Here is a 25,610-nt window from a genome sequence, read left to right as displayed (position 1 = left end):
CTGAGAACCACGGAGTTTCCATGCGCCACCTCTTCCGCAAGGCCCTGTTCGCCGTCGCCCTGCTGGCCGCCGCCCTGCCCGCGTTCGCGGCGCAGACGGCGCCGGAATTCGCCGGCATCGCCGCCTGGCAGAACTCCAAGCCGCTCACCATGAAGTCGCTGCGCGGCAAGGTCGTGCTGATCGACTTCTGGACGTATTCCTGCATCAACTGCCTGCGCACCCTGCCCCACGTCACCCGCTGGTACGACCAGTACAAGGACAAGGGCCTGGTGGTGGTGGGCGTGCATTCGCCCGAGTTCCCCTTCGAGAAGCAGGAAGCGAACGTCCGCGACGCCATCAAGCAGTTCGGCATCCACTACCCCGTGGCGCAGGACAACGACCTGGAAACCTGGGACGCCTGGGACAACAAGTACTGGCCGGCCGAGTACCTCGTGGACCAGCGCGGCAACGTCATCGCCCACCATTACGGCGAGGGCAACTACATGGAGATGGAAAACGCCATCCGCACCCTGCTCGGCCTGCCCCGGCTCGAGGACAAGGGGGGCACGGACAAGGACGCGCCCGACTTCAGCCAGCTCGGTTCGCCGGAGATGTACTTCGGCAGCGACCGCAGCCAGAACAACGCCAGTCCCGAGGGCGACCGCACCGGCACGCGCGACTTCACCGCGCCGTCGCGGCTGGACCTCAACCGCTTCGCCCTGGTGGGGCGCTGGGAGATCGGCCGCGAGAACGCCAGCCTGATCGGCCCGAGCGGCGAGATCCGCCTGCACTTCAAGGCGAAGAAGGTGCACATGGTGGCCAGCGCCAATGACCCGATCACCATCGAAGTGGCCGTGGACGGCAAGCCGCAGGCGCCGGTGACCGTGCAGAGATCGATGCTCTACACCCTGTTCGACGGGGATGGCTACAAGGACCACGTGCTGACCATCAAGGTGCCGAAGGCGAACTTCCATGCCTTCACCTTTACCTTCGGCTGAGGACATCGCTTCGTAGGATTCGCCGACACGGTCGGCTCCCAGCCCTCCGGTAGCCAGGTTTCTGCAGGGCAGTAGTCCGACTCGGGTCGGGCTTCATCCCCCTCTCGCAGGAAGGCTGCTACCGAAGGGGTGGGAGCCGATCGCATCGGCGAATCGAGCCGTCAATACCTTGCAAGAGTGTTTCTTAAGATATATCGTACGCGCACTACGTACGATATATCGGAGAGCACCCATGCATTTTTTCCACCATGCCCGGCGCCACTTCCATGAGCACATGGCCGCGATGGGTCGCGGCGGCGGCCGTTTCGGCGGCGGTCCCTTCGGCTTCGACGAGCGTGACGGCATGCGCGGCGGCCGCGGCGGCGGCGGGCGCTTCGGCGGCCGCATGTTCGGCACCGGCGACCTGCGCCTGCTCCTGCTCGCCCTTATCGAGGAGCAGCCCCGCCACGGCTACGAACTGATCCGCACCATCGAGGAGATGTTCGACGGCCAGTACAGCCCCAGCCCCGGCGCCATCTATCCCACCCTCACCATGCTCGAAGAGCTGGGCTATGCCCGCGTCGAGGCCGAGACCGGCGGCAAGAAGCTCTACGCCATCACCGACGAGGGCAAGGCCTTCCTCGACGAGAACCGCCACAACCTCGAAGCCCTCACCGAACGCCTGCAGGTGATGTCGCGGCACATGCGCCGCATGGGCGTGCCCGAGGCGGTGCGCGAAGCGATGCACGGCCTGAAGCACCAGTTGCTCAACCACCACAAGAGCTGGGACGACGCCGAGATCAAGCGCGTCGCCGCCATCGTCGCCTCGGCGGCGAAGGCCATCGCGGAGCGCCAGGGATGAGCCAAAAGCACGAGATCCGCCGCGTTCGCCACGAGCTGAAGATGCGCATCCTCGAGGTGGCGCGCGTGGAACGGCTCACGCCGCACATGGTGCGCGTCACGGTGCACGGGCCCGAACTGGAAGGGTTTCCCTCCGCTTCGCCCGACGACCACGTGAAGCTGTTCTTCCCGACGGCGGCGGGCGAGTTCAACATGCCGACGATGGGCCCCGACGGCCCCGTCTATCCCGAAGGCAAGGAGCCGTCGCCCTCGCGCGACTACACGCCGAGGCGTTTCCGGCCGGAAAGCCTCGAACTGGACCTCGACTTCGTGATCCACGGCGAAGGCCCGGCGTCCACCTGGGCGGAACAGGCCAAGCCGGGCGACCGCCTCGGCGTCGGCGGTCCGCGCGGTTCGATGGTCGTGCCCGACGACTACGACCACTACGTGCTGGTCGGCGACGAGACCGCCCTCCCCGCCATGGGACGCTGGCTCGAGGAGATGCCCGCGGACACGAACGTCACCGTGCTGGCGGAGATCGCCTCCCCCGACGAGCGCCAGGCCATGGCCCGCGAGACCCGCTGGTTCATCCGCGGCCAGTCGCCGTCGCTGGACGACGTGCTGGCCTCGATGGCGATTCCCGAGGGCGATACGTTCTGGTGGGTGGCGCTGGAATCGAAACGGGCGCGGACGCTGCGGTCGACGCTGGTCGAGACGCGGGGGATCGACAAGGAGTGGGTGAAGGCTACGGGTTACTGGCAGGCCGACTAGCCCGTGTTTCTTCGCACACGACAGGAGCGTGCCGGCCATCGCTAAAACCGGATACGTCGCCGTAGGCGCCGGCCTGCGCCGGTGCGACGCTTCGATGGGAATCGCCGCGGATGCCGAAATGCAACGGACGTCGCCCCGGCGCAGGCCGGGGCCCACCGCGAGGCAATCGGTCGTCGCGAACGGCGGATCATGTCCGTCGACACGGTTCCTACACATCGCTTAATAGCTCCTCACCAAGAACACATAACCTTGCCACCCCAGGCGCTAACTCTTGCCGCCGTGAGACCGAATGAGGAGCGAGGCTGATGCGGCGTGGCAGGAAAATTCTGGCGTGGGTCCTGGGAATCATCGTCCTGCTGATCGTGGCGCTGATCCTGTTCATCGCCTTTTTCGACTGGAACCGCCTCAAGCCCACCATCAACGCCAAGGTGTCGGAGGCCATCGGCCGGCCCTTCGCGATCCAGGGCGACATCACCGCGCACTGGGCGCGTGAGCCGGGCCAGGGCGGTTTCGCCGGATGGATTCCCTGGCCGCACTTCACGGCCCGCGACATCGTGGTGACCAACCCGAGCTGGGCGAAGAACAATCGCTTCGCCACCTTGAAGACCATCGACTTCCGCCTCTCGCCGTTCCCGCTCATCGCCCATCGCATCGTCATTCCCGAGATCCGCCTCGGCGAGCCCGCCATCGACCTGGAGCGGGTGAAGAACGGCGACAACACCTGGACCTTCAAACTGCCCGAGAGTACCGGCCCGTCGGAGTGGGCGCTCGAACTCAACGCCATCGCTTTCGACAAGGGCCACATCGACTTTGCCGATGCGCAGAACCAGATCGCGATGGGCATCGACGTGACGCCGCTGGGCAAGGGCATTCCGTTCGACGAGATCATGAAGCAGCAGGAAAAGGACTCGCGCGCGCAGGCCAACAAGACGACCGGCGCCAGCGCGAAAACCATGGCCCGGAGCGATGCCGACGAGAAGGACCGCCAGGACGGCACGAAGAAGAAGCAGGTCTACTACTTCGCCTGGGACGCGAAGGGCACCTACAAGAAGTCCACCGTCTCGGCCAAGGCGCGCACGGGCGGCGTATTCGCCCTTCGCGATGCCGACCGCCCCTTCCCCGTGCAGGCCGACGCACGCTTCGGCGACACGCACATCGCCTTTGTCGGCACGCTCACCGACCCCATGAACCTCGGCGCCCTCGACATCCGCCTGTGGTTCTCGGGCACCAGCATGTCGCATCTCTACGACCTCACCGGGGTCACCTTGCCCGACACGCCGCCCTTCGCCACCGAGGGCCACCTCAAGGCCAACCTGAAGAAGGGTGCCAGCAGGTTCACGTACGAGAACTTCACCGGCCGCGTCGGCGGCAGCGATCTCGGCGGCACGCTCACTTTCGACACGGGCGGCCAGCGGCCTAGCCTCACCGGTACGCTGACCTCGAAGCAACTGCTCTTCAGCGACCTCGCGCCGCTGGTCGGCGACGGTTCCGACCAGGAAAAAGCCGAGCGCGGCGACAGCGTCAAGCAGCCGGCCGACAAGGTGCTGCCCGTGGAGCCGTTCAAGACCGACCGCTGGAACGCGATGGATGCCGACGTGCGCTTCACCGGCACGAAGATCGTGCACGGCGAGCGCCTGCCCATCGAGAACGTCGACACGCACCTGATCATGAAGGACGCCGTGCTTACCCTCGACCCGCTGAAGTTCGGCGTGGCCGGCGGTACCGTGGGCAGCAACATCCGGCTGGACGGTTCGTCCGCACCGATGAAGGGGCGCCTCAACCTCGGCGCCCGCCACCTGAAGCTCAAGGAACTGTTCCCCACCTTCGCGCCGATGCAGACCAGCTTCGGCGAGGTGAACGGTGATGCCTCGCTCACCGCCACCGGCAATTCGCCCGCCGCGCTGCTGGGCAGCTCCAACGGCGAGGTGAAGCTGCTCATCAATGACGGTGCCATCAGCTCGTCGCTGCTGGAGATCGCCGGACTCAACGTGGGCAACTACGTGGTGAACAAGCTGTTCGGCGACGACGTGGTGAAGATCAACTGCATGGCGGCCGACCTGGTGTCCACCGATGGCGTGATGGAGTCCAAGCTGTTCGCCTTCGACACCGAGAAGGCATTGATCAACGTCAACGGCGATATCGATTTCAAGAACGAGAAACTCAATCTCGACATCGTGCCGCATACGAAGGGTTTCCGCCTGTTCTCGCTGCGCTCGCCGCTTTACGTGCATGGCACGTTCAAGAATCCGGCACCCGGCGTGCATGCGGGGCCGCTGATCCTGCGCGGCGGCGGCGCCGTGGCGCTGGCCGTGTTCGCGGCACCGGTGGCCGCGCTGGCCCCGCTGGCGGTGCCGGAGAGCGGCAAGGCGGACGCGACGCAGTGCAAGCCGTTGCTGGATGACCTGAAGAACAGCCCCCCGAAGGCTCCGGCGAAGTGATTCGCCGATACGATCGGCTCCCACCCCTTCGGTAGCAAGACTTCTACCAAAGGGTGGGCCGAAAACTTCGGCGACGTGATTCGCCGATACGATCGGCTCCCACCCCTTCGGTAGCAAGACTTCTACCAAAGGGGTGGGCCGAAAACTTCGGCGACGTGATTCGCCGATACGATCGGCTCCCACCCCTTCGGTAGCGAGACTTCTACCAAAGGGGTGGGCCGAAAACTTCGGCGACGTGATTCGCCGATACGATCGGCTCCCACCCCTTCGGTAGCGAGACTTTTATCAAATGGGGTGGGCTGAAAACTTCGGCGAAGTCATTCACCGGTACGATCGGCTCCCACCCTCCGGTAGGCGCTCAGCTACCGGAGGGGTGGGAGCCGATCGTATCGGCGAATCCGGTCGCCACACCGCGGCAGGCATGCCGTAAGCTTCGCGCCATGCCGCCGACCCGCAAAGCCCTCCTGCAAATCCATTTCTGCGTCCTGCTCTGGGGATTCACCGCGATCCTCGGCAAGTCGATCACCCTGCCCGCCCTGCCGCTGGTGTGGTGGCGCATGCTGCTGGTATCCGGCGCACTGCTTTGCGTGCCACGCGTCTGGCGAGGCCTGCGTGCGATGCCGCTCAAGCTGCGCCTGACCTATGCGGGCATCGGCGTGATCGTGGCGCTCCACTGGCTCACTTTCTACGGCGCCATCAAGCTGGCGAATGCGTCGGTGGCGGCGACCTGCATCGCGACCTGCCCGGTCTTCCTCGCCCTCATCGAACCCTGGATCGCACGTCGACGTTTCGATCCACGGGAACTGCTCATCGGCGCGGCGGTGATCCCAGGCGTGGCGCTGGTCGCCGGCGGGGTGCCGGGCGACATGCGTCTGGGTCTGGCCGTGGGCGTGCTGTCGGCGATCTTCGTGGCGTTCTTCGGTGCGCTCAACAAGCGCTATATCGAACATGCCGATGCGCTGACGGTGACCTTCGTGGAACTGGGCACGGGTGCGCTGTTCCTCACGGTCGCGGGGTCACTCTTCACGGCGTCGCCCTTCGTGATGCCGAACCTGCACGATGGGATACTCGTGTTGGTCCTGGCGTTCGGCTGCACGCTGCTGCCGTTCGCGCTGGCCCTCGCGGCACTACGACACCTGTCGGCTTTCGCCACGCAGATGATCACCAACCTCGAACCGGTGTATGCGATCGTGCTGGCGATTCCCTTGCTGGGCGAGCAGCGGGAGTTGGGCTGGGCGTTCTATGCGGGGGTGGCGGTCATTCTGGCCGCGGTGTTCGCGCACCCGTTCCTGCACAAGGGCGAGCGAGCCGAACCGTCGGATCTGGTCGCACCTTAGCTGCCGAAGGGGTGGGAGCGGACCCTGTCCGCGAACCTTCGAGGTTGCCTGGTGCGAACGAGGCCATGAATCGAAACAGGCGAGCGGTATAAGCTCGCCCGATCACTGCAAAGCCTCATTTGCGAAAAGAGGGCCTGAGGGTTCGCGGACAAGGTCCGCTCCCACCCTTTCGGTAGTAAATGGCAGAAAAGTCAGGCCCCATCCCTTCGGTAGGCGGTCGATCACAGGGAAGTCAGGCGCGGCCGCGGGCGCGCATCGTGCGCTGGCGCCGCACGCGTTGCGCATTGGATCGGGAGGAGGTGCGCTTGCGGGTCTTCACGACGAACTCCGGGGAATGACCGGGAGGTTCGAGGCTCCGCCTCTCCCGGTGAAGAACCCGCTAAAGGGGCGTCAGATCAGCTTGATCTCACGCAGGCGTTCCTGCAGGTATTCGTGCGCCGTGATCGGCGTCTCGTAGCGCTTGGGATTGTCGGGCGTGACGCACGACGGCAAGACGTCGAGCACCACGTCCGGGTTCGGGTGCAGGAAAAACGGCACCGAATACCGCGGCTTGCGCGCCGCGTCGCCTTGCGGATTGGTGACGCGATGCGTGGTGGAGGGATACACGTGGTTGGTCAGGCGCTGCAGCATGTCGCCGATGTTGACCACGATGGCGTCGCCCTCGCTGGTGATGGGCAGCCACTCGCCTTCGCGGGTGAGTACTTCCAGGCCCGCCGTGCTGGCGCCGACCAGCAGCGTGATGAAGTTGATGTCTTCATGGGCACCGGCGCGCACGTTGGGCACGTCGGTCTGCGTGATCGGCGGGTAATGGATGGGACGCAGGATGGAATTGCCCACGTTCACCTTGTCGTCGAAGAATGTCTCCGGCAGGTCGATGTGCAGCGCCAGGGCGCGCAGCACGCGCGAACCGAGATCGTCCAGCGCCCGGTAGAGACCGTAGCCCTTGTCCTTGAACGAGGGCACCTCGTCGGGCCAGACGTTGGGCGGCATCACGTCGGCGTACCTGGAATCCCGCGGGATCTCGCGACCCACGTGCCAGAATTCCTTGAGGTCGGCGAATTTCGAGTCCTTCGCCGTTTCCACCTTGAACGGAGTGTAGCCACGCGCGCCGCCGCCACCGGGGATGTGATACTTCCGCTTGGTCTCGTCCGGCAGCGCGAAGAAGGCCTTGAAGGCATCGTAGGCCCCGTCGATGTCGGCCTGCGGGATACCGTGGCCGCTGATGCAGCAGAAACCGAATTCGCGATACGCCGCGCCGAGTTCGGCGACGAAGGCGTCGCGATCGGTGTCATAGCGGCGGATATCGAGGGTGGGAACCTTCTTCATGGCGTGACCTGCTTTCGGGCATGACAAGACCGGCGTGGGGTGCCCACGCCGGCCGGTGTCGGGAATTCGTTCAGGCGAGCGCCTGGGCCGCCGATTTTACGGCGTCGGCCAGCCGTGTCGCCAGCCGGTCCACTTCGGCCGCGTCGGCGGCCTCGATGGTGACGCGCACCAGGGGTTCGGTACCGGACGCCCGTAACACCACGCGGCCACGTCCTTCCAGCTCGCGCTCCACCTCGGCCAGGGCCTGTTGCACGGTATCGGTGCCCAACGAGGCCTTGGCGCCTTCCACGCGCACGTTGAGCATGGTCTGAGGCAGCTTGGCGAGCCCCGCGCGGGCCTCGGCGAAGGTTTCGCCGTCCGCGGCCAGGGCCTCGAGCAGCGCCAGGGCCGCCACGATGCCGTCGCCCGTGGTGAAGCGGTCGAGGCAGAGCACGTGGCCGGAGGTTTCGCCGCCGAGCACGCCGCCGTGTTCCTTGAGTTGCTGAAGCACGTAACGGTCGCCCACGTTGGCGCGCACGAAGGGAATGTCCATCTGCTTCAGCGCGCGTTGCAGGCCGTAATTGCTCATCAGCGTGCCGACGACCGGGCCTTTCAGCTCGCCTTTCTTCTTCCAGTGACGTGCGATGACGTAGAGCATGTCGTCGCCGTCGGTGACCGTGCCGTCGCGGTCGACCACGCGCACGCGGTCGCCGTCGCCGTCGAAGGCGATGCCGAGGTCGGCGCCACGGGATTTCACGGCCTGGGCCAGGGCCTCCGGCGCCGTGGAGCCCACGTCGCGGTTGATGTTGAGGCCATCGGGCTCCGCGCCGATGGTGAACACCTCGGCGCCCAGGTCGGAGAACACCTTGGGGGCGACCTGGTAGGTGGCGCCGTGGGCGCAGTCGAGCACGATGCGCATGCCGGAGAGCGAGAAATCGTCGGATACCGTGGATTTGCAGAATTCGGCATAGCGGGTCACCGCATCTTCCACGCGACGCGCCTTGCCCAGCGCTTCGGAGGCGACCGTGGCGAAGTCGGCCTCCAGTTCCGCCTCGATTTCGGCTTCGAGCTCGTCGTCGAGCTTTTCGCCCTGGCCGGAGAAGAACTTGATGCCGTTGTCCTGGTGCGGGTTGTGCGAGGCGCTGATCACGATGCCGGCGTCGGCGCGCAGCGAACGGGTGAGGTAGGCCACGCCGGGCGTGGGCATGGGGCCGAGCATGCGCACGTCGGCGCCCGAGGCCACGAGACCGGCCTCCAGGGCGGCTTCGAACATGTAGCCAGACACGCGGGTGTCCTTGCCGATCACCACCAGCACCTTGCGGGCATGGTCGCGGCGATCGGGACCGGCGCCCGCCGGGCGGCGATCGGCGGCGCGACGGCGCGCCAGCACGGCACCGGCGGCACGGCCGAGGCGAAGGATGAAGTCCGCGCTGATCGGGTAGGTGCCCACGTGGCCGCGAATGCCGTCCGTACCGAAGTATTTACGTTCGCTCATGGCTGTAATTCCTTGCTTGGACGGGGAATCATACGCCGGAAATCGCGAACAGGGTCCGCTCCCATCCGTCGGTAGAACGTTCTACTACCGAAGGGTGGGAGCGAACCCTGTTCGCGAATCCTAGGAAGCCTCAGTCGTCATCGGGCCAGCGAGGCATCGACGGCTTGTCGACGCGCGGCGCCGTATCCCCCGCCTTCACCGCCGCCCACACGGCCAGGGCATCGACGGTCGCCGCCACGTCGTGCACCCGAACCATGATCGCCCCCCGCTGCACGGCCACCAGGGCGGCGGCCAGCGACCCGGCGACCCGACCGGAAGGATCGGTCCGGCCGGTGATCTGACCGATCATCGATTTGCGCGAGAGCCCGGCGTAAGCGCCTGCCCCCAGCTCGGCGAAACGGCCCATGGCGCGCAGCAGCGCCAGGTTGTGCTCGAGGTTCTTGCCGAATCCGAAGCCCGGGTCGACCAGCACCCGGCGGCGATCGATGCCGGACAGCTCGCAGGCGAACAGGCGATCGGTGAGGAAACGATGCACCTCGCCGACCACGTCGTCGTAACGGGGATCGTCCTGCATGCCGCGCGGCTCGCCCTGCATGTGCATGAGGCACACCGGCACGCGCAACTCGGCGGCCGCGTCCAGCGCACCTTCGCGGCGCAGCGCGTAGACGTCGTTGATCATGCCCGCGCCGGCTCCCACCGCCGCGCGCATCACCTCCGGCTTGGAGGTGTCGATGGAGATCGGCAGCGTGGTGGCCGCGGCCAGGCGCTCGATCAGCGGCACGGTGCGGCGGATTTCGTCGTCGACCGATACGTCGCCGGCACCGGGACGGGTGGACTCGCCCCCGACGTCCAGCATGTCGGCCCCCTCTTCCGCCAGGCGCATCGCGTGGGCATACGCCGCCTCGAGCGTGTCGTGGCGGCCACCGTCGGAAAACGAATCGGGCGTGACGTTGACGATGCCGACCACGCGCGGGCGGTCGAGCGACAGGGCCCGGCCGTTGCAGTCCAGGACGGTGGCGAAGGGATCGAGGTTCATGGGCTCAACCCGGCTGTTGGCCGCCGAGCGCGCCCATGAAACGGCGGTAGTAGCGCAGCTCGTCGATGGAATCGCGGATGTCGGACAGCGCGGTGTGCGCCGAATCCTTCGTGAAGCCCCGGGAGACCTCCGGCGACCAGCGGCGCGACAGCTCCTTGAGCGTGGACACGTCGAGGTTGCGGTAGTGGAAGTAGCGCTCCAGCTTCGGCATCTCGCGATGCAGGAAGCGGCGGTCCTGGCAGATGGAGTTGCCGCACATGGGCGACTTGCCGGCCGGTACCCACGCCTTCAGGAACTCGATGGTGGCCTCTTCGGCATCCTCGCGGGGGATGTCCGACTCCACCACCCGCGCCCACAGGCCCGAGCGACCATGCTGGTTGCGATTCCAGGCGTCCATCTGCTGCAGGCGGGCATCGGTGTTGCTGATGGCGAACACCGGTCCCTCGGCGAGCACGTTCAGATCCTTGTCGGTCACGACGGTGGCGATTTCGAGGATCGAGTCGTTGTCCGTATCCAATCCCGTCATTTCCAGGTCGATCCAGATGAGGTTGTCTTCGTGCGCTGAGGTCATGGGGTCTCCTTTGATGGCCTGAAGTCTACCGCGCCCGGCATCCTCGCTGTGCGATCATGGCCGGATGGCCGAACCGACCTTCTTCTGGCACGACTACGAAACCTTCGGCGCCGATCCTCGCCGGGACCGCCCCTCGCAGTTCGCCGGCATCCGTACCGACGCCAACCTGGACATCGTCGGCGAGCCGCTGATGATCTACTGCAAGCCGCCCCGGGATGCCCTGCCCCACCCGGTCGCCGCGCTCATCACGGGCATCTCGCCCCAGCTCGCCGAACGCGAAGGGCTTCGCGAGGCGGCGTTCGCCGCGGCCATCCACGAAGAGATCGCCCGGCCCGGCACCTGCACGGTGGGCTACAACTCGCTGCGCTTCGACGACGAGTTCACCCGCCACCTCCTCTACCGCAACTTCTACGATCCCTATGGCCGGGAGTGGGAAAACGGCAACTCGCGCTGGGATCTCATCGACCTGGTGCGCATGTGCCAGGCCCTGCGCCCCGAAGGCATCGTCTGGCCCACCCGCGAGAACGGCACGCCGAGCTTCAAGCTGGAGCACCTGGCCACCGCCAACGGATTGAAGCAGGAGCGCGCCCACGACGCGCTGTCCGACGTGGAGGCCCTGATCGCCCTGGCCCGGCTCATCCGCTCGAAGCAGCCGCGCCTGTGGGACTGGTACTACGCCCTGCGCCGCAAGCAGCGCGTGTTCGAACTGCTCGACGTGGCGGCGATGACACCAGTGGTGCACGTGTCTTCGCGCTATCCGGCCAGCCGCCACTGCCTCACCGTGATCGCGCCGCTGGCCGCGCACCCCTCCCGCCCCGGGGAAATCATCGTCTACGACCTCACCTGCGATCCCACCGACCTGCTCGCGTTGGACGACGGGGACATCGCCGACCGCGTGTTCACCTCCCGCGCCGACCTGCCGGAGGGCGTGGAGCGCATCGCCTTGCGCACCGTGCGCGCCAATCATGCCCCCGCGTTGGCGCCGCTCTCGGTGCTGAGAAACACAGACCACGACCGTCTGGGGCTCGACATGGCGGCCGTGGAGCGCCATCTCGCCGCCTTGCGCGACGCGCCGGGCCTGGCCGAAAAGCTCCGCCGCGTCTACGGTCACGCCGCCGACCTGCCGCCCGCCGAGGATCCCGAGCTGGGCCTGTACGGCGCCTTCCTGCCCGACGCCGACCGTCGCCTGCTCGCCGACGTGCGCGCCACGCCACCGGCGCAGTTGGGCGAACGGTCGTTCCCGTTCCGCGATGCGCGTTATCCCGAGTTGCTGTTCCGCTATCGCGCCCGCAACTGGCCGGAAACGCTCAGCCTCGACGAGCAGGCGCGCTGGGAAGCCTTCCGGCTCGACCGCCTCACCCGGCAAGGTCCCCTCACCACCCTCACCTTCGACACCTACGCCGCCGAAATCGCCCTTGCACGTACCGCGCCCGGTGCGCCGACCGCATTGCTGGACGACCTGGAAGCCTGGGCCCGCGAACTTCACTGAGCCGTTATGCCGAACAAGAGCTATTTCACTCCCGCCACGTTCCGATTCTTCAAGTCGCTGGTGCGCAACAACAGCCGCGAGTGGTTCCAGGCGCACAAGGACGATTACGAGCGCCACGTGCGTGAGCCGTTCACCGAACTGATCGTCGATATCCAGGCACCGCTGGCGAAGATCAGCCCGCATTTCCGCGCCGATCCGCGCAAGGTCGGCGGCTCGCTCTACCGCATCCATCGCGATACGCGATTCGCCAACGACAAGCAGCCGTACAAGGGATGGCAGGGCTCGCGGTTCTTCCACGAGCGTCGGCACGAGATCCAGGCCCCCGGGTTCTACCTGCACATCCAGCCGGGCGAGTGCTTCGTCGGCGCGGGCATGTGGCACCCGGAGCCGCCGGTGCTGAAGAAGCTGCGGGAATTCCTGGCCGACAATCCGGATTCGTGGAAGCGGGCCACGCAGTCGAAGGCCTTTCGCGAGCGGTTCTCGTTCTGGGGCGAGAGCCTGACGCGTCCGCCGCGCGGGTTCGACGCGAACCACGAGTTGATCGAGGACCTGAAGCGGAAGAACTTCGCCGCGGGGCAGGATTTCGACGAAGCGATGGCGTGTTCGGCGGAGCTGTTGCCGTTCGTGGTGGACAACTTCAAGCGGCTGGCACCGATGGTGGATTACCTGTGTGCGGCGCAAGAGTTGGAGTTCTGAGGCAAGGCCGTTCGCCGATACGATCGGCTCCCACCCCTTCGGTAGCCATGCCTCGGCGAGCTTGCTACCGGAGGGGTGGGAGCCGATCGTATCGGCGAATCCTACGAAGCTCGGCGCTCGTAGAGCTTGATCGGCAGATCGTCGGGGTCGACGAAGAAGGTTCGGTAGCCATGCCTCGGCGAGCTTGCTACCGGCGGGGTGGGAGCCGATCGCATCGGCGAATCCTACGACGCTCAGCGCTCGTAGAGCTCGATCGGCAGGTCGTCGGGATCGGCGAAGAAGGTGAAGCGTTTGCCCGTGTATTCGTCGATGCGGATCGGCTCGCACGCGACGCCATGGTCAACCAGGCGCGACACCGCCGCGTCGATGTCGGCCACCGAAAAAGCCAAGTGCCGCAAGCCCTGTGCTTCCGGCCTCGAAACACGCGGCGGGGGCGACGGAAACGAGAACAGCTCGATCTGCACGCCCGGACTCACTTCCAGGTCGAGCTTCCACGAATCGCGCGCTTCACGATAGGCCTCGTGCACCGCGCGAAGCCCCAGCACCTCCGTATAGAACGCCTTCGACCGCGCGTAGTCCGAGCAGATGATTGCCACGTGATGAATGGATTCGAGCATCGTCAGGCCTCGGAGAACGGGTAGGCCATCACGTCCGCGATGGCATCGGTATCGGCCAGCACCATCAGCAGGCGCTCCACGCCCAGGGCCACACCCGCGCACGCCGGCATGCGATCGAGCACGGCGAGCAGGCGCTCGTCGATGGGCATTTCGTGCGAACCGCGCTCGCGACGCACGGCATTGTCGCGCTCGAAGCGCGCGCGCTGCTCGTTCGCATCGTTGAGTTCGTGGTAGCCGTTGGCCACCTCATAACGACCGAGATAGGCCTCGAAACGCTCCGCCACCGGAGGTTTGCCGGGGCGGATCTTCGCCAGCGCGCACTGGCTCGCCGGGTAGTCGTAGATGATCGTGATGCGATCGCGGGGAAACTCGGGCTGGATACGGTGGGTCATCAACAGGTCGAGCCAGTCGTCGCGCCCCAGCCCCTCGCCGTCGATCGTCACCTCACCCAGGGCCTCGCGCAAACGCTCGACCGGATCGGTGAAGGCATCCACGCCGAGCACGTCGCGATAGAGACTGCGGTATTCGGTTTCCACCACGTCGAACGTGCGGCCCGCCAGCAGCATCAGGTGCTCGAACAGGTCGATCACTTCGCGCGCGAGCCGGGCGTGGTCCCAGCCCACGCGGTACCACTCCAGCATCGTGAACTCGGGATTGTGCCGCCCACCCGCCTCGCCGTCGCGGAATACCCGACCCAGTTCGTAGCAATCGCCCATGCCTTCGGCCAGCAGGCGCTTGAGCGGAAACTCCGGCGAGGTGCGCATCCAGCGCTCGGGCGAACCGGCATCCACGTGGCCGGTGAAGCGCGTGCCGAAGCTGCGTATGTTCGGGTCGGTGTTGCCCGCCGCCGAGAGGATCGGCGTCTCCACCTCGGTGACGCCGCGCTCGGCGAAGAAGGCGCGGATGCGAGCATAGGTCGTCGCGCGCAGGTGAAGCCGCTCCAGCCTCGCGGTCATGGCGCGACCCCATGCTCGGTCAGCAACGCCAGCAGCGCGGCTTCGTCGTGAACCGGCACGCCGAGTTCCCGGGCTTTGTCGAGCTTGGAACCGGCCGCCTCACCGGCGAACACGGCCGTGGTCTTCTTCGACACGGAGCCGGCGACCTTCGCGCCCAGCGACTCCAGCCGCTCCGTGGCATCGTCGCGCTTGAGCGTGGCCAGCGTGCCGGTGATGACGTAGGTGTGGCCTTCGAGCGGTAACGCGGACGCGGATGTCGCGGGCAAGCGGTCGAGCAGCCACTGCATGTCGGCGAAGTCGTTGGTGAGCTGGCGATAGTGCGTCGGATCGCTCAGGTAGCCCCACAGGTTCGACGCGGCGGCCGAGGGCACGCCGGCGATGATCCAGTGGTGTTCCCCGGCCTGGGCCAGGTCCGCCACGCTCTTGTAGTGCTTCGCGAGCAAGGCCGTGTTCTTCGGGCCCAGCTTCGGGATTTTCGCCGCGTCGAGCAGTACGTCCAGCCCCAGTCGCTCGCGCAACTTGGGCGACGGCGCGGATTCGTCGGCGAAGACGATGCCCGCCGCCAGCAGTGCGTCGACCACCTTCTCGTTGCCCTCCTGGCCGAAGAATGCCGCGATGGAGGTCGCCACCTCTTCGCCGATGTCGGGCAGCACGCGCAGCACCGGCTTGGGCGTGCGGCGCACCGCCTCGAGCGATCCCAGCCACAGCGCGAGCGTCTTCGCCGTGCTCTCGCCGATGTGCATGATGCCCAGCGCGAACAGGAAACGCGGCAGCGTGGATCGCTTGCTGGCCTCGATGGAGGCGACGAGGTTTTCCGCCCACTTGGTGGCGACCTTGCCCTGCTTCACGGTTTCCGGCGTGGTGCCGTCGCGCTCGTCGGCGAGGCGCTTCATCTCCACGAACTTCTCCACGGTGAGGTCGTAGAGATCGGCCGGCGTATGCACCATGCCCAGTTCGACCAGCGCATCGACGAAGCGGTCGCCGAGGCCATCGATGTCCATGGCGCGGCGCGACGCGAAGTGGATGATCGCCTCCTTGCGCTGCGCCCCGCAGATCAGCCCCCCGGAGCATCGATAAGCGGCCGCGCCTTCCTCGCGCAGCAATTCGGAACCGCACACGGGACACGTCCTGGGCATCGACCAGGGCTCGGTACCTTCGGGACGGCGCTCGTCGACCACGCGCGCCACCTCGGGAATGACGTCGCCCGCGCGGCGCACGATCACGGTATCGCCCACGCGCACGTCGAGGCGCGCCACCTGGTCGGCGTTGTGCAGCGTGGCGTTGGTGACGGTGACGCCGCCCACCTGCACCGGCGCGAGACGCGCCACGGGCGTGGCCGCGCCCGTGCGGCCGATCTGGATCTCGATGCCCTCGACCACGGTCATCTGTTCCTGCGCGGGATACTTGTGCGCGATGGCCCAGCGCGGCGCGCGCGAGACGAAACCCATCTCGCGCTGGCCTTCGTAGTCGTCGAGCTTGTAGACCACGCCGTCGATGTCGTAAGGCAGGCCGTCACGTTTTTCGCCGATCTTGCGGAAGTAGCGGATGAGGCCGTCGAAACCCTTGGCCGTGGATACCTCCGGCGACACCGGAAAACCCCATTCGCGCAGTTTCGCCAGCGTGGCCGAATGCGTGTCGGGCAGTTCGCCGCCCTCGACCACGCCCACGGCATAGGCGAAGAAGGCCAGCGGCCGCTTCGCCGTGATCGCCGGATCGAGCTGGCGCAGCGAACCGGCGGCGCCGTTGCGCGGGTTGGCGAGCGGTTTTTCGCCGGCCTCGCGGGCCCGCGCGTTGAAGGCCTCGAAGGCGGCGCGCGGCATGATCACCTCGCCGCGCACCTCGAGCACGCGCGGCCAGCCTTCGCCACGCAAGCGCAGCGGAATGGCCCTCACGGTGCGCAGGTTGGCGGTGACGTCTTCGCCCACCGCGCCGTCGCCTCGCGTGGCGCCCTGCACGAACACGCCGTTCTCGTAACGCAGGCTGATCGCCAGGCCGTCCAGCTTGGGCTCCACCGAAAACACCGGTTCGCGTCGATCCAGCGTCTGCTCGATGCGGCGCTCGAAGTCGGCCACTTCGCGATATTTTTCGCGATCGGTGTCGCCTTCCTGCTCGAAGGCGTTGCCCAGCGAGAGCATGGGCACGGCATGCACCACCTCGGCGAAACCGCCCTGCGCGCGGGCACCGACCTTGCGGGTGGGCGAGTCCGGCGTGGCCAGTTCGGCGTACTGGCCTTCCAGCGCTTCCAGTTCCCTCACCAGGCGATCGTATTCGGCGTCGGCGATGCTCGGATCGTCGAGCACGTGATAACGGTAGTTCGCGTCCTCGATGCGGCGGCGCAGGTCGGCGGCGCGCTCGATGGCCTCGGCGGGGGCGGTGGACTGGGACATGTGGAGAATCCGTGATGACGACGAACGCGAAGACGACCGCAAACTGTCGGCCGAAGGCGCCATAAAAGCAAGACGAGGCCGGTGACGCTATAATTCCCGCTGCCATGCCCCTAGACGACGTCATCGACTCCCCTAAGACCGACGTCCACGCACTGCCTACCGACCGCCCGGCCCTCGCGCCGGCCGAGCCTTCGAGCCGGGTCCGCTACCGCGGCCTCATCTGGCTCGTGGCCGCGGCGTTCTTCATGCAGGCGCTGGACTCCACCATCGTCAACACGGCGGTGCCGGCCATCGCGAACGCGCTGGAGGTGACGCCGCTGAGCATGCGCACCGCGCTCACGAGTTACGTGCTCACGCTGGCGATCTTCATCCCGATGAGCCCATGGCTCTGCGACCGCTTCGGTACGCGGCGCGTGTTCGGCGGGGCGATCCTGGTCTTTTCGCTGGGCTCGCTGCTGTGCGGCGTGGCGCAGAACCTTCCCCAACTGGTCGCTTCGCGCGTCATCCAGGGCCTGGGCGGTGCCGCGCTGCTGCCGGTAGGCCGCTACGTGCTGGCCCGGAGCATCGACCGTCGCGAGTTCGTGGGCGCGATGACCACCGTGGCCACGTTCGGCCTGCTCGGCTCGGTATTCGGCCCCCTGCTGGGGGGCACCCTGGTGGAATTCACCAACTGGCGCCTGATCTTCCTCATCAACGTCCCCGTGGGGCTGATGGGGCTGTGGCTCAATCGCCGCGAAATGCCCGATTACCGGCTCGATCGCGCCAACCGCTTCGATACCTTCGGCTTCATGCTGTTCGCCGGCGCCTCGGCGCTGATGCTGATGGCCGCGGAAACCGCCGGGGGCGACGGGCAGTGGTTGCGCGTGAGCGGTTATGCGATGGCCGCCGTGGCGCTGGCATCGCTCTACGTGCGGCACAGCCGCCGGGTGGCGCATCCGGTGAGCGACCTGACCTTGCTGAAGGTGCGCAGCGTATGGGTGTCCCTCGCGGGCAACCTGTTCACGCGGCTGGGCGTGTCGGGCATGTACCTGCTGCTGGTGCTGTTCCTGCAGATCGGTTGCGGCTGGTCGCCGCTGGCGGCCGGCATGATGATGGTGCCGCAGGCGATCGGCTCGATCACGGTCAAACCCTTCATCGACCGCCTGCTCACCCGGTTCGGCTACCGTCGCCTGCTGCTGGGCAACACCATCGCCGTCGCCGCGGTGCTGTGTGTGTTCGCCTTGCTCAGTCCGTCGACACCCACCTGGATCATCGCGGGCTGGGTATACGTCTACGGCGCGTTCATGTCCCTGCAGTACACCTCGATGAACACGCTGGCCTACGTCGATATCGACGTGCGCCAGGCCTCGATGGCCTCGTCGATGGCCTCCACCGCGCAGTACCTGTCGATGAGCTTCGGCATCGCGCTGGCTTCGCTGCTCATGGAAGGCTTCCTGACGTCGCACGAACCGGGTGCCTACGTGCGGGCGTTCCGCTGGTCGGTGATCGTGCTGGGCATGGTCACGTTGGCCGGGAGCTGGGTCTTCAGCCGCCTGCGCGAGACGCGCCCGGTCTGAACGGGTACCCTCGAACGGGGCGCACCAGGACGCGCCGTTCGAAAGGAACCTCCCATGCACGACTCCGCGGGCATCCTGCTCACCCTTTTCGTCATCTTCGTCGCCGCCCAGATCGGCGGGGAAATCGCGCAACGCCTGCGCCTGCCCGCCGTGGTGGGTGAAATCGCCGCCGGCTGCGCCATCGGTCCGTCCGCGCTCGGCTGGGTCGCGATGCCCGACATCGCCACCGGCACGCCCCTCGACGTGCTCGCCGAAATCGGCGTGATTTTGCTCCTTTTCTCAGTAGGACTCGAAACCCGGCTCGACGATCTCAAGCGCGTGGGCATGAGCGCTTTTCTCGTCGGCGTGCTCGGCGTACTCGTGCCGTTCGGCCTCGGCGCGCTCTGGGCGCACGGCTCGGGTTTCGACTGGATCCGCTCGATGTTCGTCGCGGCGGCCTTCGTCGCCACCTCGGCCGGCATCACCGCGCGCGTGCTGCAGGAACTGGGCGTGCTGCAGCGGAAGGAGGCCCGGATCATCCTCGGCGCGGCCGTCATCGACGACATCCTCGCCATGCTGCTGCTCGGCGTGGTGTCGTCGCTGCAGGGCGGCGGTGCGGTGGACGTCGGCAGTCTCGTGGGCACCCTGCTGGGCGCGGTCGGCTTCGTGGCCGTGATCGGCTGGGGCGGCACGCGCGCGATGCGCCTCGGCTCGGGATGGCTGGACAAACCGAGGCACCCCATGTCGCCGCTGGCGATCGTGCTGGCGCTGTGCCTGGGCCTGGCCTTCCTCTCCATGAAGTTTCATCTCGCCGCCATCATCGGCGCCTTCCTCGCCGGCATGATCGCCTCGGAAACGAGCCAACGGCACCAGCTCGAGGAACAGACCGCGCCGCTGCTCGCCTTTCTTACGCCGTTCTTCTTCGTGGTGACCGGCGCCAAGGTGAACCTCGCCGAGCTGGGCAGCGCGGAGGCGCTGGCGATGCTCGCGGTGGTCACCCTCATCGCCGTGGTGTCGAAACTGGCCGGCGGCTTCCTCGGCGCGCTGTCGATCGGCAAGCGTGGCGCCACCATCGTTGGCTTCGGCATGGTGCCGCGCGGCGAGGTGGGCGTGGTGATCGCCAGCCTGGGTCTTGCCGCCGGGGTGTTCGACGAACGGATCTACGCGGTGATCGTGGCGATGTCGCTGCTCACCGCCATGATCACGCCGCCCGTGCTGTCGCTGCTGCTCAGGGAGCGGAACGCAGGCCCTGGTACGCCGTGAGCGCGGCTTCGCGGCTTTCCTTCAGGTCCACCAGCGGCGCCGGATAGCCGGAGCGCTTCAGGAATGCCTCGTCTTCCCAAGGCGCGTGGACGAGGCGACCCGGCGCCTTCGCCAGCTCGGGCACCCAGCGACGGATGTAATCGCCATCCGGGTCGAACTTCTCCGACTGGGTCACCGGATTGAAGATGCGGAAGTAAGGCGCCGCATCCGCGCCGCTGCCCGCCACCCATTGCCAGCCCATGGCGTTGTTGGCCAGGTCGGCGTCCACCAACGTGTCGTGGAACCAACGTTCGCCCAGCAGCCAGTGCTGGCGCAGGTTCTTCGTGAGAAAGCTCGCCACCAGCATGCGCACCCGGTTGTGCATCCAGCCGGTGGCCCAGAGTTCGCGCATGCCCGCATCCACGATCGGGATGCCGGTGAGGCCACGCTTCCAGCGGCGGAGCGCATGCGTGTCGCGCTTGGCCCAGCGAAAGCCGTCGAAGCGCGGGTTGAAGTTCTCTTTCGGCGTTTTCGGGAAGTGGTAAAGCAGGTGGTGGCCGAATTCGCGCCAGCCGAGCTGGCGCAGGTAGGGCTCGATGTCGGCGGCGTTGCGTCGCCGCGACAGCCGCTCGCGCAGGCCCGCGGCGATCTGGCGTGGCGAGATCTCGCCCCAGTGCAGGTGGGGCGACAGGCGCGAAGTGCCATGGCGCGCGGGAAGGTCGCGGGCTTCGTCGTAGTGCCCCACGGCGTCGTCGGCGAACAGGTCGAGCATCTCGCGGGCGCCGGTCTCGCCCGGGGTCCATTCGTCGAATCCCTTCGCCCAATCGAGGGTGGGCAGGAGGCCGAGGTCGGCCACCTTCGCCGAGCGCGGCAGGCCGGCCAGTTTCATGGGTGACGGTTCCTCTACCGGCGCCGCGTCGATACGCGGCCGCAGGTTGCGCCAGAACGGCGTGAACACGCGGTAGGGCTCGTCCTGTTGGGTAGCGATCTCCCAGGGCTCGCACCAGAGGGCCGCGTTGTACGTCAGCACCTCGATGCCGTCGTCCTCGAGCGCACGGAATACCGCCTTGTCGCGTCGAAGCACCGCGGGTTCGTAAAGACGATTGGCGTAGACCGCCGTGGCGCCCGTCGCCTCGATGGCGGCGCGCAACGCATCCAGGCTACCGCCGTGCAGCACCTGCAAGGCGCCGTGGTGCCTCCGGAGCGAGACGTCGAGCGCCTGGAGCGAATGATGCAGCCACCAGCGACTCGCGGCGCCGGGCTTCCATTCGCCCTCCTCGTCCGGCGCGTGGATGTAGAGCGGCACGACGCGCTCGTGCGCGGATGCGGCAGCGGCCAGCGCGGGGTTGTCGGCGAGGCGAAGATCGCGGCGGAACCAATGGATGGCTGTCGTCATTTGCCTGGGATCGAAATAGGGCGAGAAGGGGGGAATCGTACTAGCCTTCCGTTCAGTCGTACCCCTTAGACTGCACGGGCTACGGCCCACATCCCTATCGGCCGGTGAAACAAGGAGACCGCATGAACATCAAGACCGTCCTCGGCATCCCCATGGCCGCCCTGCTCGCCACCGCGGTCGTCGCCCCGGCGTCGGCCGCCGTGCTCACGCGCCCCGACGGCATCTACGTGCGCTGCGACCAGTGCGGCACGGTGCAGAGCATCGAGCACAACGTGGTCCAGGGTCGCGACCACGGCACCGCCGGCGCGGTGATCGGCGCCATCGCCGGCGGCGTGCTCGGCAATCAGGTGGGCCGCGGCAACGGTCGCAAGCTCGCCACCGTGGCCGGTGCCGTCGGCGGCGGTTTCGCCGGCAACGCGGTCGGCAAGGGCGGCGGCAGCGAGAGCTACACCCTGCGCCTGAAGATGGGCACCGGTGGCTATACCAATGTCCAGGTAAAGGATGCCTCGGCGATTCGCGAAGGCGATATCGTGGTCGTGGACGAACAGGGCAACGTCAGCCGCGTGCAGTAACGGACTGAAGGGGCGATTCACCTCGCGTCATCGGTGAATCGCCCGCGGTCTGACGATCTGGCACCGAGACGTGCCGTTACGGGCCCGGAATTTCGTAGTACGGAACACTGAAGCTGCCGTTGGTGAACTTTCGCGGTGTCGGCACTTCGATCGCTTCCGTCTCGAACTCGAATCTTCCCAGCACCCAGGAGCGGCCGCCGGAGAAGGTCAGGTCGATCCATCCATGCGTGGCATAGGACACGGCGAACCGCATGCCGTCCTCGGTCTCGACCATCTCCAGGAAACGCGCCCCGACCCCGTCGCGCCTGACGATGTCGTAGCGCTTCGATTCGAGACGCTCGCCCTCGGGGCCTTCGATGATGATGTCGCGCGGCTCGACGTCCCCCTTGATCGTGAGTACGAAATACTTATCGCCCCACGACTCTTCCTCGGCGATGGCGGAGCTGACGGTGAAGGGAGCGCCGTCCAGATCCACGCTCGCCGTTCCCTCCAGATCTTTTCCCTTCGCGAACCGCGACATCATGTCCCTCGCCGCCCGCAGAAGGGTCATGTCGATGCCGCTATCGGGCCGGCCCACCGACCTGCCGCTCTTTTTCGGCTTCGGCAGATGGAAATAGAACTTTCCTTCGTGTCTTTTCGTGTGCATGGTTCATTCCTTTGAAGCCCCCTGAAGCGACAGTATTTCGCCGACCCTATCGCCGGGCAACATGCGTTTCAGGCAAGCGGCGGCCAGCCGTGCGGACGGCATGGCAAATCGATGGCTCGCCTACGCCGCCTGGCCAGGCATCCGGGCCAGGCGAGCGCGTTCGGCCACCGCATCGAAAAACGCGGCAGGCACGATGGCGCGTACCGGTACGCGCCACCAGTTCGCCCTGGCGAAGGCACGACACTTCACCGCATCCTTATCGGTCATGAGTACCGGGCACCCGTCGGCGAAGGTGAAATCGTCGCGGGTGAAGGCGTGATGGTCGGCGAAGGGATGGCCATCGACGGCAATGCCGTGGGAGGCGAGGCTCGCGAAGAAGCGTGCCGGGTTGCCGATACCCGCCACCGCGTGCGCGGGGCGACCGGCGAAATCCGACAAGGGCGCGATGAGCGTCGGATCGTCCATGTTCACCGCCATGCCGCCCTCCAGCGTCATCGGGATTTCGCCAGGCTTGGGCATGCCGCCGTTGACCACGACGAAATCGACGTCGGCGAGCCGCGAGGCCGGTTCGCGCAAGGGTCCGGCGGGTAGCAGGCGACCGTTGCCGAGGCGGCGCTCGCCGTCGATGACGCAGATCTCCACGTCGCGACCGAGCCGATGGTGTTGCAGGCCGTCGTCGGCCAGCACGAGGTCGCAGCCGGCATCGATGAGCAGGCGTGCCGCTTCGGGACGATCCCTTCCGATGGCAACGGGCACGCCGCCCTGCCGGATCAGGCTGGGCTCATCGCCCACGCGGGCGGGATCGTCTTCGTCGGTGAGCAGATGGGGCCCACGCTCCGTGCCGCCATAACCACGGCTCACCACGCCGGGCCGGAATCCCCGCGCGGCCATGGCTCGCGCCAAGGCCACGATCAGGGGCGTCTTGCCGGTGCCGCCGACGGTGATGTTGCCGACCACCACGACGGGCACGGGCAAGCGCACCACCTGCGAGGGATCGTCGCGGAACGCCTTCGCGCGGTGCTCGACCACGCGGCCGTAGAGCGCTTCCAGCGGACGGGCCCAAAGGGGCGGCGAGCCGCCGCCGTACCAGCGCTTCTGCAGGGAGGCGCCGAGGGCCACCGGTCAGGCGCCCGCGTCTTGCTCGTGGAACTGCATGCGATGCAGCGCCGCGTATTGGCCGCCCTTGTCGATCAACTCGCGGTGCGTGCCCAGTTCGATGACCTTGCCCTGCTCCATCACGGCGATCTGGTCGGCATGCTCGATGGTGGACAGGCGATGCGCGATCACCAGCGTGGTGCGGTCGCGCATGAGCCGCGTGAGCGCATCCTGGATGAGACGCTCGGATTCGGTGTCGAGGGCGCTGGTGGCCTCGTCGAGCACGAGGATGGGCGCGTTCTTGAGGATGGCGCGCGCGATGGCGATGCGCTGTCGCTGGCCACCGGACAACGAGTTGCCGCCCTGCCCGATCGGCGTTTGCAGCCCGTCCGGCAGGCGCTCGATGAATTCCATGGCGTTGGCGGCCCTTGCCGCCGCCACGATATCGGCCTCGCTGGCGCCCGCCATCTCGCCGTAGGCGATGTTCGCGGCCACGGTGTCGTCGAACAGCACCACGTGCTGGCCTACCCAGGCGATCTGCTTGCGCAGCGAGGCCAGCGTGTACTGGGTGTAGTCGCGCCCGTCGATGAGGATGCGGCCGTCGCTGGGCTCGTAGAAACGCGGCAGCAGGCTCACGAGGCTCGACTTGCCGCTGCCCGAGCGACCGACCAGCGCGGTGACGGTGCCCGGCGCGCAGTCCAGCGTGACGCCGCGCAGCGCGACGTGACGGTTGCGCTCGTAGACGAGATGGATGTCCTCGAAGCGAATGCCGCCCTTCGTGCGATCGAGCACTTCGGTGCCGGTATCGATTTCCGGCGGCTGGTCCATGATCTCGAAGAGGTCTTCGGCAGCCGTGACGCCCTTCTGCAGGCTGGCCTGGATGCCGGCGAGCCGCTTCAACGACGGCATCATCGCGCCCATCGCGGTGAGCACGGCCGTGAAGATACCCGGGGAAATCGTGTCGAGGATGTCCGGCCGCGTGGCCAGGAACACCAGCATGGCCAGGGCCATGGCGCCGACCGTCTGGATGGTGGCGCTGGACGCCGCGCTGGTGGCGGATACCTTGAGGTTGAGGCGGCGCTGGCGCTCGGCGACCTCGCCGAAGCGCTCCGCCTCGCGTCCCTGGCCGCCATAGATGCGAACCTCGCGGTTCGCCGCCACGGCTTCCTCCACCGCGCTGGTGACGGTGCCCATGTTGCCCTGGATGCGCTTGCTGATCTTGCGGTAGCGGCGGCTGATGACGGTGACGATGGCCACCACGCACGGCACCAGCACCAGCAGCGCCATGGTGAGATACGGGCTGTAATAAAGCATCACCGCGAGCATGCCGATGACGGTGAAGCCTTCGGTGATGGCCACCTTCAGCGAATCGGCGGAGGCCGAGGCCACCTGTTCGCTGGTGTAGGTGATGCGGGAGATCTGCTGGCCCGAGGGCTCGCGGGCGAAGAACGCCGATGGCAGGCGCAGGTAGGCCGCGAACACGTCGATGCGCATGGCCTGCACCACGTTGCGGCCCACGTAGGCGATGCCGTAATCGGTGATGTACGACGCCACGCCACGCACGAGGAAGATGCCCACGATCCAGATCGGCATCCAGAAGATCGTGTGTGGGTTCTTGTCGACGAACAGGTTGTCGATCATCGGCTTCAGCGAGCCGGTGAAGACGGACAGGCAGATCGGATCGACGATCATGCCGATGATGGCGACGTAGCCGGCCATCCGGAAACGCCGGGTATAGCCGAGCAGGCGCTTGTACGTCGCCCAGGTCTGGGCGTCCCAGACCGACGCTTTCTTCGAATCGCTCACCGGCCCGCGGCCTCGCTCGGCGTCGTGGCGATCGACAGGTGGGTGAAGCCGAGCTGGCCGACGGCGTCCATCGCGCGCACCACGTTCTGGTGCGCCGTGTTGGCATCGGCGCGAATCACCACCACGCGGTTGCGGTCGGTGCCGGCCACGCGCTCGAGCGTGGCCTTGAGCGGGTCGATGCCTTCGCCCGGCACTTCGTCGCTGCCCACGGCGTAATGCCCGTCGCGGTCGATCATGACGGTGAGCGCGTTGTCGGTGGCGTCGCGCGCCTCCGCGTCGGCCTTGGGCAGGTCGACCTTCAGGCGCGAGTGCTCGATGAACGTGGTGCTCAGCACGAAGAACATCAGCAGCGTGAGCAGCACGTCGATCAGCGAGATCACGTTGATCTCGAAATCGTCTTCACGACGGGAACCGATGCGCATGG

22 protein-coding genes are annotated in these 25,610 nt (G+C 67.0%); 10 read left to right on the top strand and 12 right to left on the bottom strand.

Annotated features, from left to right (window positions below; genetic code table 11):
• Positions 1-20: 20 nt before the first annotated feature.
• The 5 genes from L2Y94_RS09470 to L2Y94_RS09450 all read left to right on the top strand — a co-directional run bounded on the left by L2Y94_RS09470 (position 21) and on the right by L2Y94_RS09450 (position 6,342).
• A complete protein-coding gene (locus L2Y94_RS09470) occupies positions 21-977 on the top strand; it encodes a thioredoxin family protein (RefSeq protein ID WP_247374641.1) in 957 nt (318 codons plus the stop codon).
• Between the two features lie 232 nt (positions 978-1,209).
• Positions 1,210-1,818, top strand: a complete 609-nt coding sequence (locus tag L2Y94_RS09465) for a PadR family transcriptional regulator (RefSeq protein WP_247374639.1) — start codon at positions 1,210-1,212, stop codon at positions 1,816-1,818.
• Positions 1,815-2,567 (top strand): siderophore-interacting protein, encoded by a 753-nt coding sequence (locus L2Y94_RS09460; protein ID WP_247374637.1) that lies wholly within the window; start codon positions 1,815-1,817, stop codon positions 2,565-2,567. Before L2Y94_RS09465 ends, L2Y94_RS09460 begins: the two co-directional genes overlap by 4 nt.
• A gap of 305 nt (positions 2,568-2,872) precedes the next feature.
• Entirely contained in the window at positions 2,873-5,005 is a 2,133-nt protein-coding gene (locus tag L2Y94_RS09455; protein WP_247374635.1) for an AsmA family protein, read from the top strand.
• A gap of 440 nt (positions 5,006-5,445) precedes the next feature.
• A complete protein-coding gene (locus L2Y94_RS09450; RefSeq protein ID WP_247374634.1) occupies positions 5,446-6,342 on the top strand; it encodes a DMT family transporter in 897 nt (298 codons plus the stop codon).
• Positions 6,343-6,732: 390 nt separating this feature from the next.
• Here the strand turns inward: L2Y94_RS09450 and L2Y94_RS09445 are convergent, their stop codons facing one another.
• The 4 genes from L2Y94_RS09445 to orn all read right to left on the bottom strand — a co-directional run bounded on the left by L2Y94_RS09445 (position 6,733) and on the right by orn (position 10,749).
• The gene (locus L2Y94_RS09445; RefSeq protein ID WP_247374632.1) at positions 6,733-7,668 is read right to left on the bottom strand and encodes an isopenicillin N synthase family dioxygenase; all 936 of its coding nucleotides are present in this window, start codon (positions 7,666-7,668) and stop codon (positions 6,733-6,735) included.
• A gap of 70 nt (positions 7,669-7,738) precedes the next feature.
• The gene (gene glmM, locus L2Y94_RS09440) at positions 7,739-9,142 is read right to left on the bottom strand and encodes a phosphoglucosamine mutase (RefSeq protein ID WP_247374629.1); all 1,404 of its coding nucleotides are present in this window, start codon (positions 9,140-9,142) and stop codon (positions 7,739-7,741) included.
• A 130-nt stretch (positions 9,143-9,272) separates the two neighbouring features.
• The gene (gene folP / locus L2Y94_RS09435) at positions 9,273-10,178 is read right to left on the bottom strand and encodes a dihydropteroate synthase (RefSeq protein WP_247374627.1); all 906 of its coding nucleotides are present in this window, start codon (positions 10,176-10,178) and stop codon (positions 9,273-9,275) included.
• Between the two features lie 4 nt (positions 10,179-10,182).
• Positions 10,183-10,749, bottom strand: coding sequence for an oligoribonuclease (gene orn, locus L2Y94_RS09430; RefSeq protein ID WP_144913910.1), 567 nt, complete (start codon positions 10,747-10,749; stop codon positions 10,183-10,185).
• 64 nt (positions 10,750-10,813) lie between these two features.
• Between orn and sbcB the strand changes: the two genes are divergently transcribed.
• Together sbcB and L2Y94_RS09420 are read left to right on the top strand one after the other, a co-directional pair.
• Positions 10,814-12,238: an exodeoxyribonuclease I gene (sbcB, locus tag L2Y94_RS09425; protein WP_247374625.1), complete on the top strand. Its 1,425-nt coding sequence runs from the start codon at positions 10,814-10,816 to the stop codon at positions 12,236-12,238.
• A gap of 6 nt (positions 12,239-12,244) precedes the next feature.
• On the top strand, positions 12,245-12,934 hold the full coding sequence (locus tag L2Y94_RS09420; protein WP_247374623.1) for a DUF2461 domain-containing protein: 690 nt from the start codon (positions 12,245-12,247) through the stop codon (positions 12,932-12,934).
• A 233-nt stretch (positions 12,935-13,167) separates the two neighbouring features.
• Here L2Y94_RS09420 and gloA2 read toward each other — a convergent pair whose 3' ends face one another.
• From gloA2 to ligA, 3 genes are read right to left on the bottom strand one after another with little or no spacing between them, the layout of a single operon-like run.
• Entirely contained in the window at positions 13,168-13,551 is a 384-nt protein-coding gene (gloA2, locus tag L2Y94_RS09415) for an SMU1112c/YaeR family gloxylase I-like metalloprotein (protein ID WP_247374621.1), read from the bottom strand.
• Positions 13,552-13,553: 2 nt separating this feature from the next.
• A complete protein-coding gene (gene epmA / locus L2Y94_RS09410) occupies positions 13,554-14,507 on the bottom strand; it encodes an EF-P lysine aminoacylase EpmA (RefSeq protein WP_247374620.1) in 954 nt (317 codons plus the stop codon).
• Positions 14,504-16,894: an NAD-dependent DNA ligase LigA gene (gene ligA / locus L2Y94_RS09405; RefSeq protein ID WP_247374618.1), complete on the bottom strand. Its 2,391-nt coding sequence runs from the start codon at positions 16,892-16,894 to the stop codon at positions 14,504-14,506. The genes epmA and ligA overlap by 4 nt, the downstream gene beginning before the upstream one ends.
• Before the next feature lie 104 nt (positions 16,895-16,998).
• Between ligA and L2Y94_RS09400 the strand changes: the two genes are divergently transcribed.
• Together L2Y94_RS09400 and L2Y94_RS09395 are read left to right on the top strand one after the other, a co-directional pair.
• The gene (locus L2Y94_RS09400) at positions 16,999-18,450 is read left to right on the top strand and encodes an MFS transporter (protein ID WP_247374616.1); all 1,452 of its coding nucleotides are present in this window, start codon (positions 16,999-17,001) and stop codon (positions 18,448-18,450) included.
• 54 nt (positions 18,451-18,504) lie between these two features.
• Entirely contained in the window at positions 18,505-19,692 is a 1,188-nt protein-coding gene (locus L2Y94_RS09395; RefSeq protein ID WP_247374615.1) for a cation:proton antiporter, read from the top strand.
• On the opposite strand, the gene L2Y94_RS09390 is transcribed toward L2Y94_RS09395, so the two are convergent.
• Entirely contained in the window at positions 19,658-21,067 is a 1,410-nt protein-coding gene (locus L2Y94_RS09390; protein ID WP_247374614.1) for a cryptochrome/photolyase family protein, read from the bottom strand. The genes L2Y94_RS09395 and L2Y94_RS09390 overlap by 35 nt on opposite strands.
• Positions 21,068-21,189: 122 nt before the next feature.
• Between L2Y94_RS09390 and L2Y94_RS21315 the strand changes: the two genes are divergently transcribed.
• Positions 21,190-21,639, top strand: coding sequence for a glycine zipper 2TM domain-containing protein (locus L2Y94_RS21315; protein WP_283248534.1), 450 nt, complete (start codon positions 21,190-21,192; stop codon positions 21,637-21,639).
• Positions 21,640-21,715: 76 nt separating this feature from the next.
• Here the strand turns inward: L2Y94_RS21315 and L2Y94_RS09380 are convergent, their stop codons facing one another.
• The 4 genes from L2Y94_RS09380 to L2Y94_RS09365 all read right to left on the bottom strand — a co-directional run bounded on the left by L2Y94_RS09380 (position 21,716) and on the right by L2Y94_RS09365 (position 25,608).
• Complete coding sequence (locus tag L2Y94_RS09380; RefSeq protein ID WP_247374613.1) at positions 21,716-22,285, bottom strand: hypothetical protein; 570 nt, start codon at positions 22,283-22,285, stop codon at positions 21,716-21,718.
• Between the two features lie 120 nt (positions 22,286-22,405).
• Positions 22,406-23,404, bottom strand: coding sequence for a tetraacyldisaccharide 4'-kinase (gene lpxK, locus L2Y94_RS09375; protein ID WP_247374611.1), 999 nt, complete (start codon positions 23,402-23,404; stop codon positions 22,406-22,408).
• A 3-nt stretch (positions 23,405-23,407) separates the two neighbouring features.
• Positions 23,408-25,099: a lipid A export permease/ATP-binding protein MsbA gene (gene msbA, locus L2Y94_RS09370; protein ID WP_247375198.1), complete on the bottom strand. Its 1,692-nt coding sequence runs from the start codon at positions 25,097-25,099 to the stop codon at positions 23,408-23,410.
• An 83-nt stretch (positions 25,100-25,182) separates the two neighbouring features.
• On the bottom strand, positions 25,183-25,608 hold the full coding sequence (locus L2Y94_RS09365) for an ExbD/TolR family protein (protein WP_247374610.1): 426 nt from the start codon (positions 25,606-25,608) through the stop codon (positions 25,183-25,185).
• Positions 25,609-25,610: the final 2 nt, after the last annotated feature.

Origin of the sequence: Luteibacter aegosomatis, from assembly GCF_023078455.1 — a bacterium.
In the GTDB taxonomy this organism is placed as follows: Bacteria; Pseudomonadota; Gammaproteobacteria; order Xanthomonadales; family Rhodanobacteraceae; genus Luteibacter; species Luteibacter aegosomatis.
This window is presented reverse-complemented; position numbering and strand designations above follow the sequence as displayed.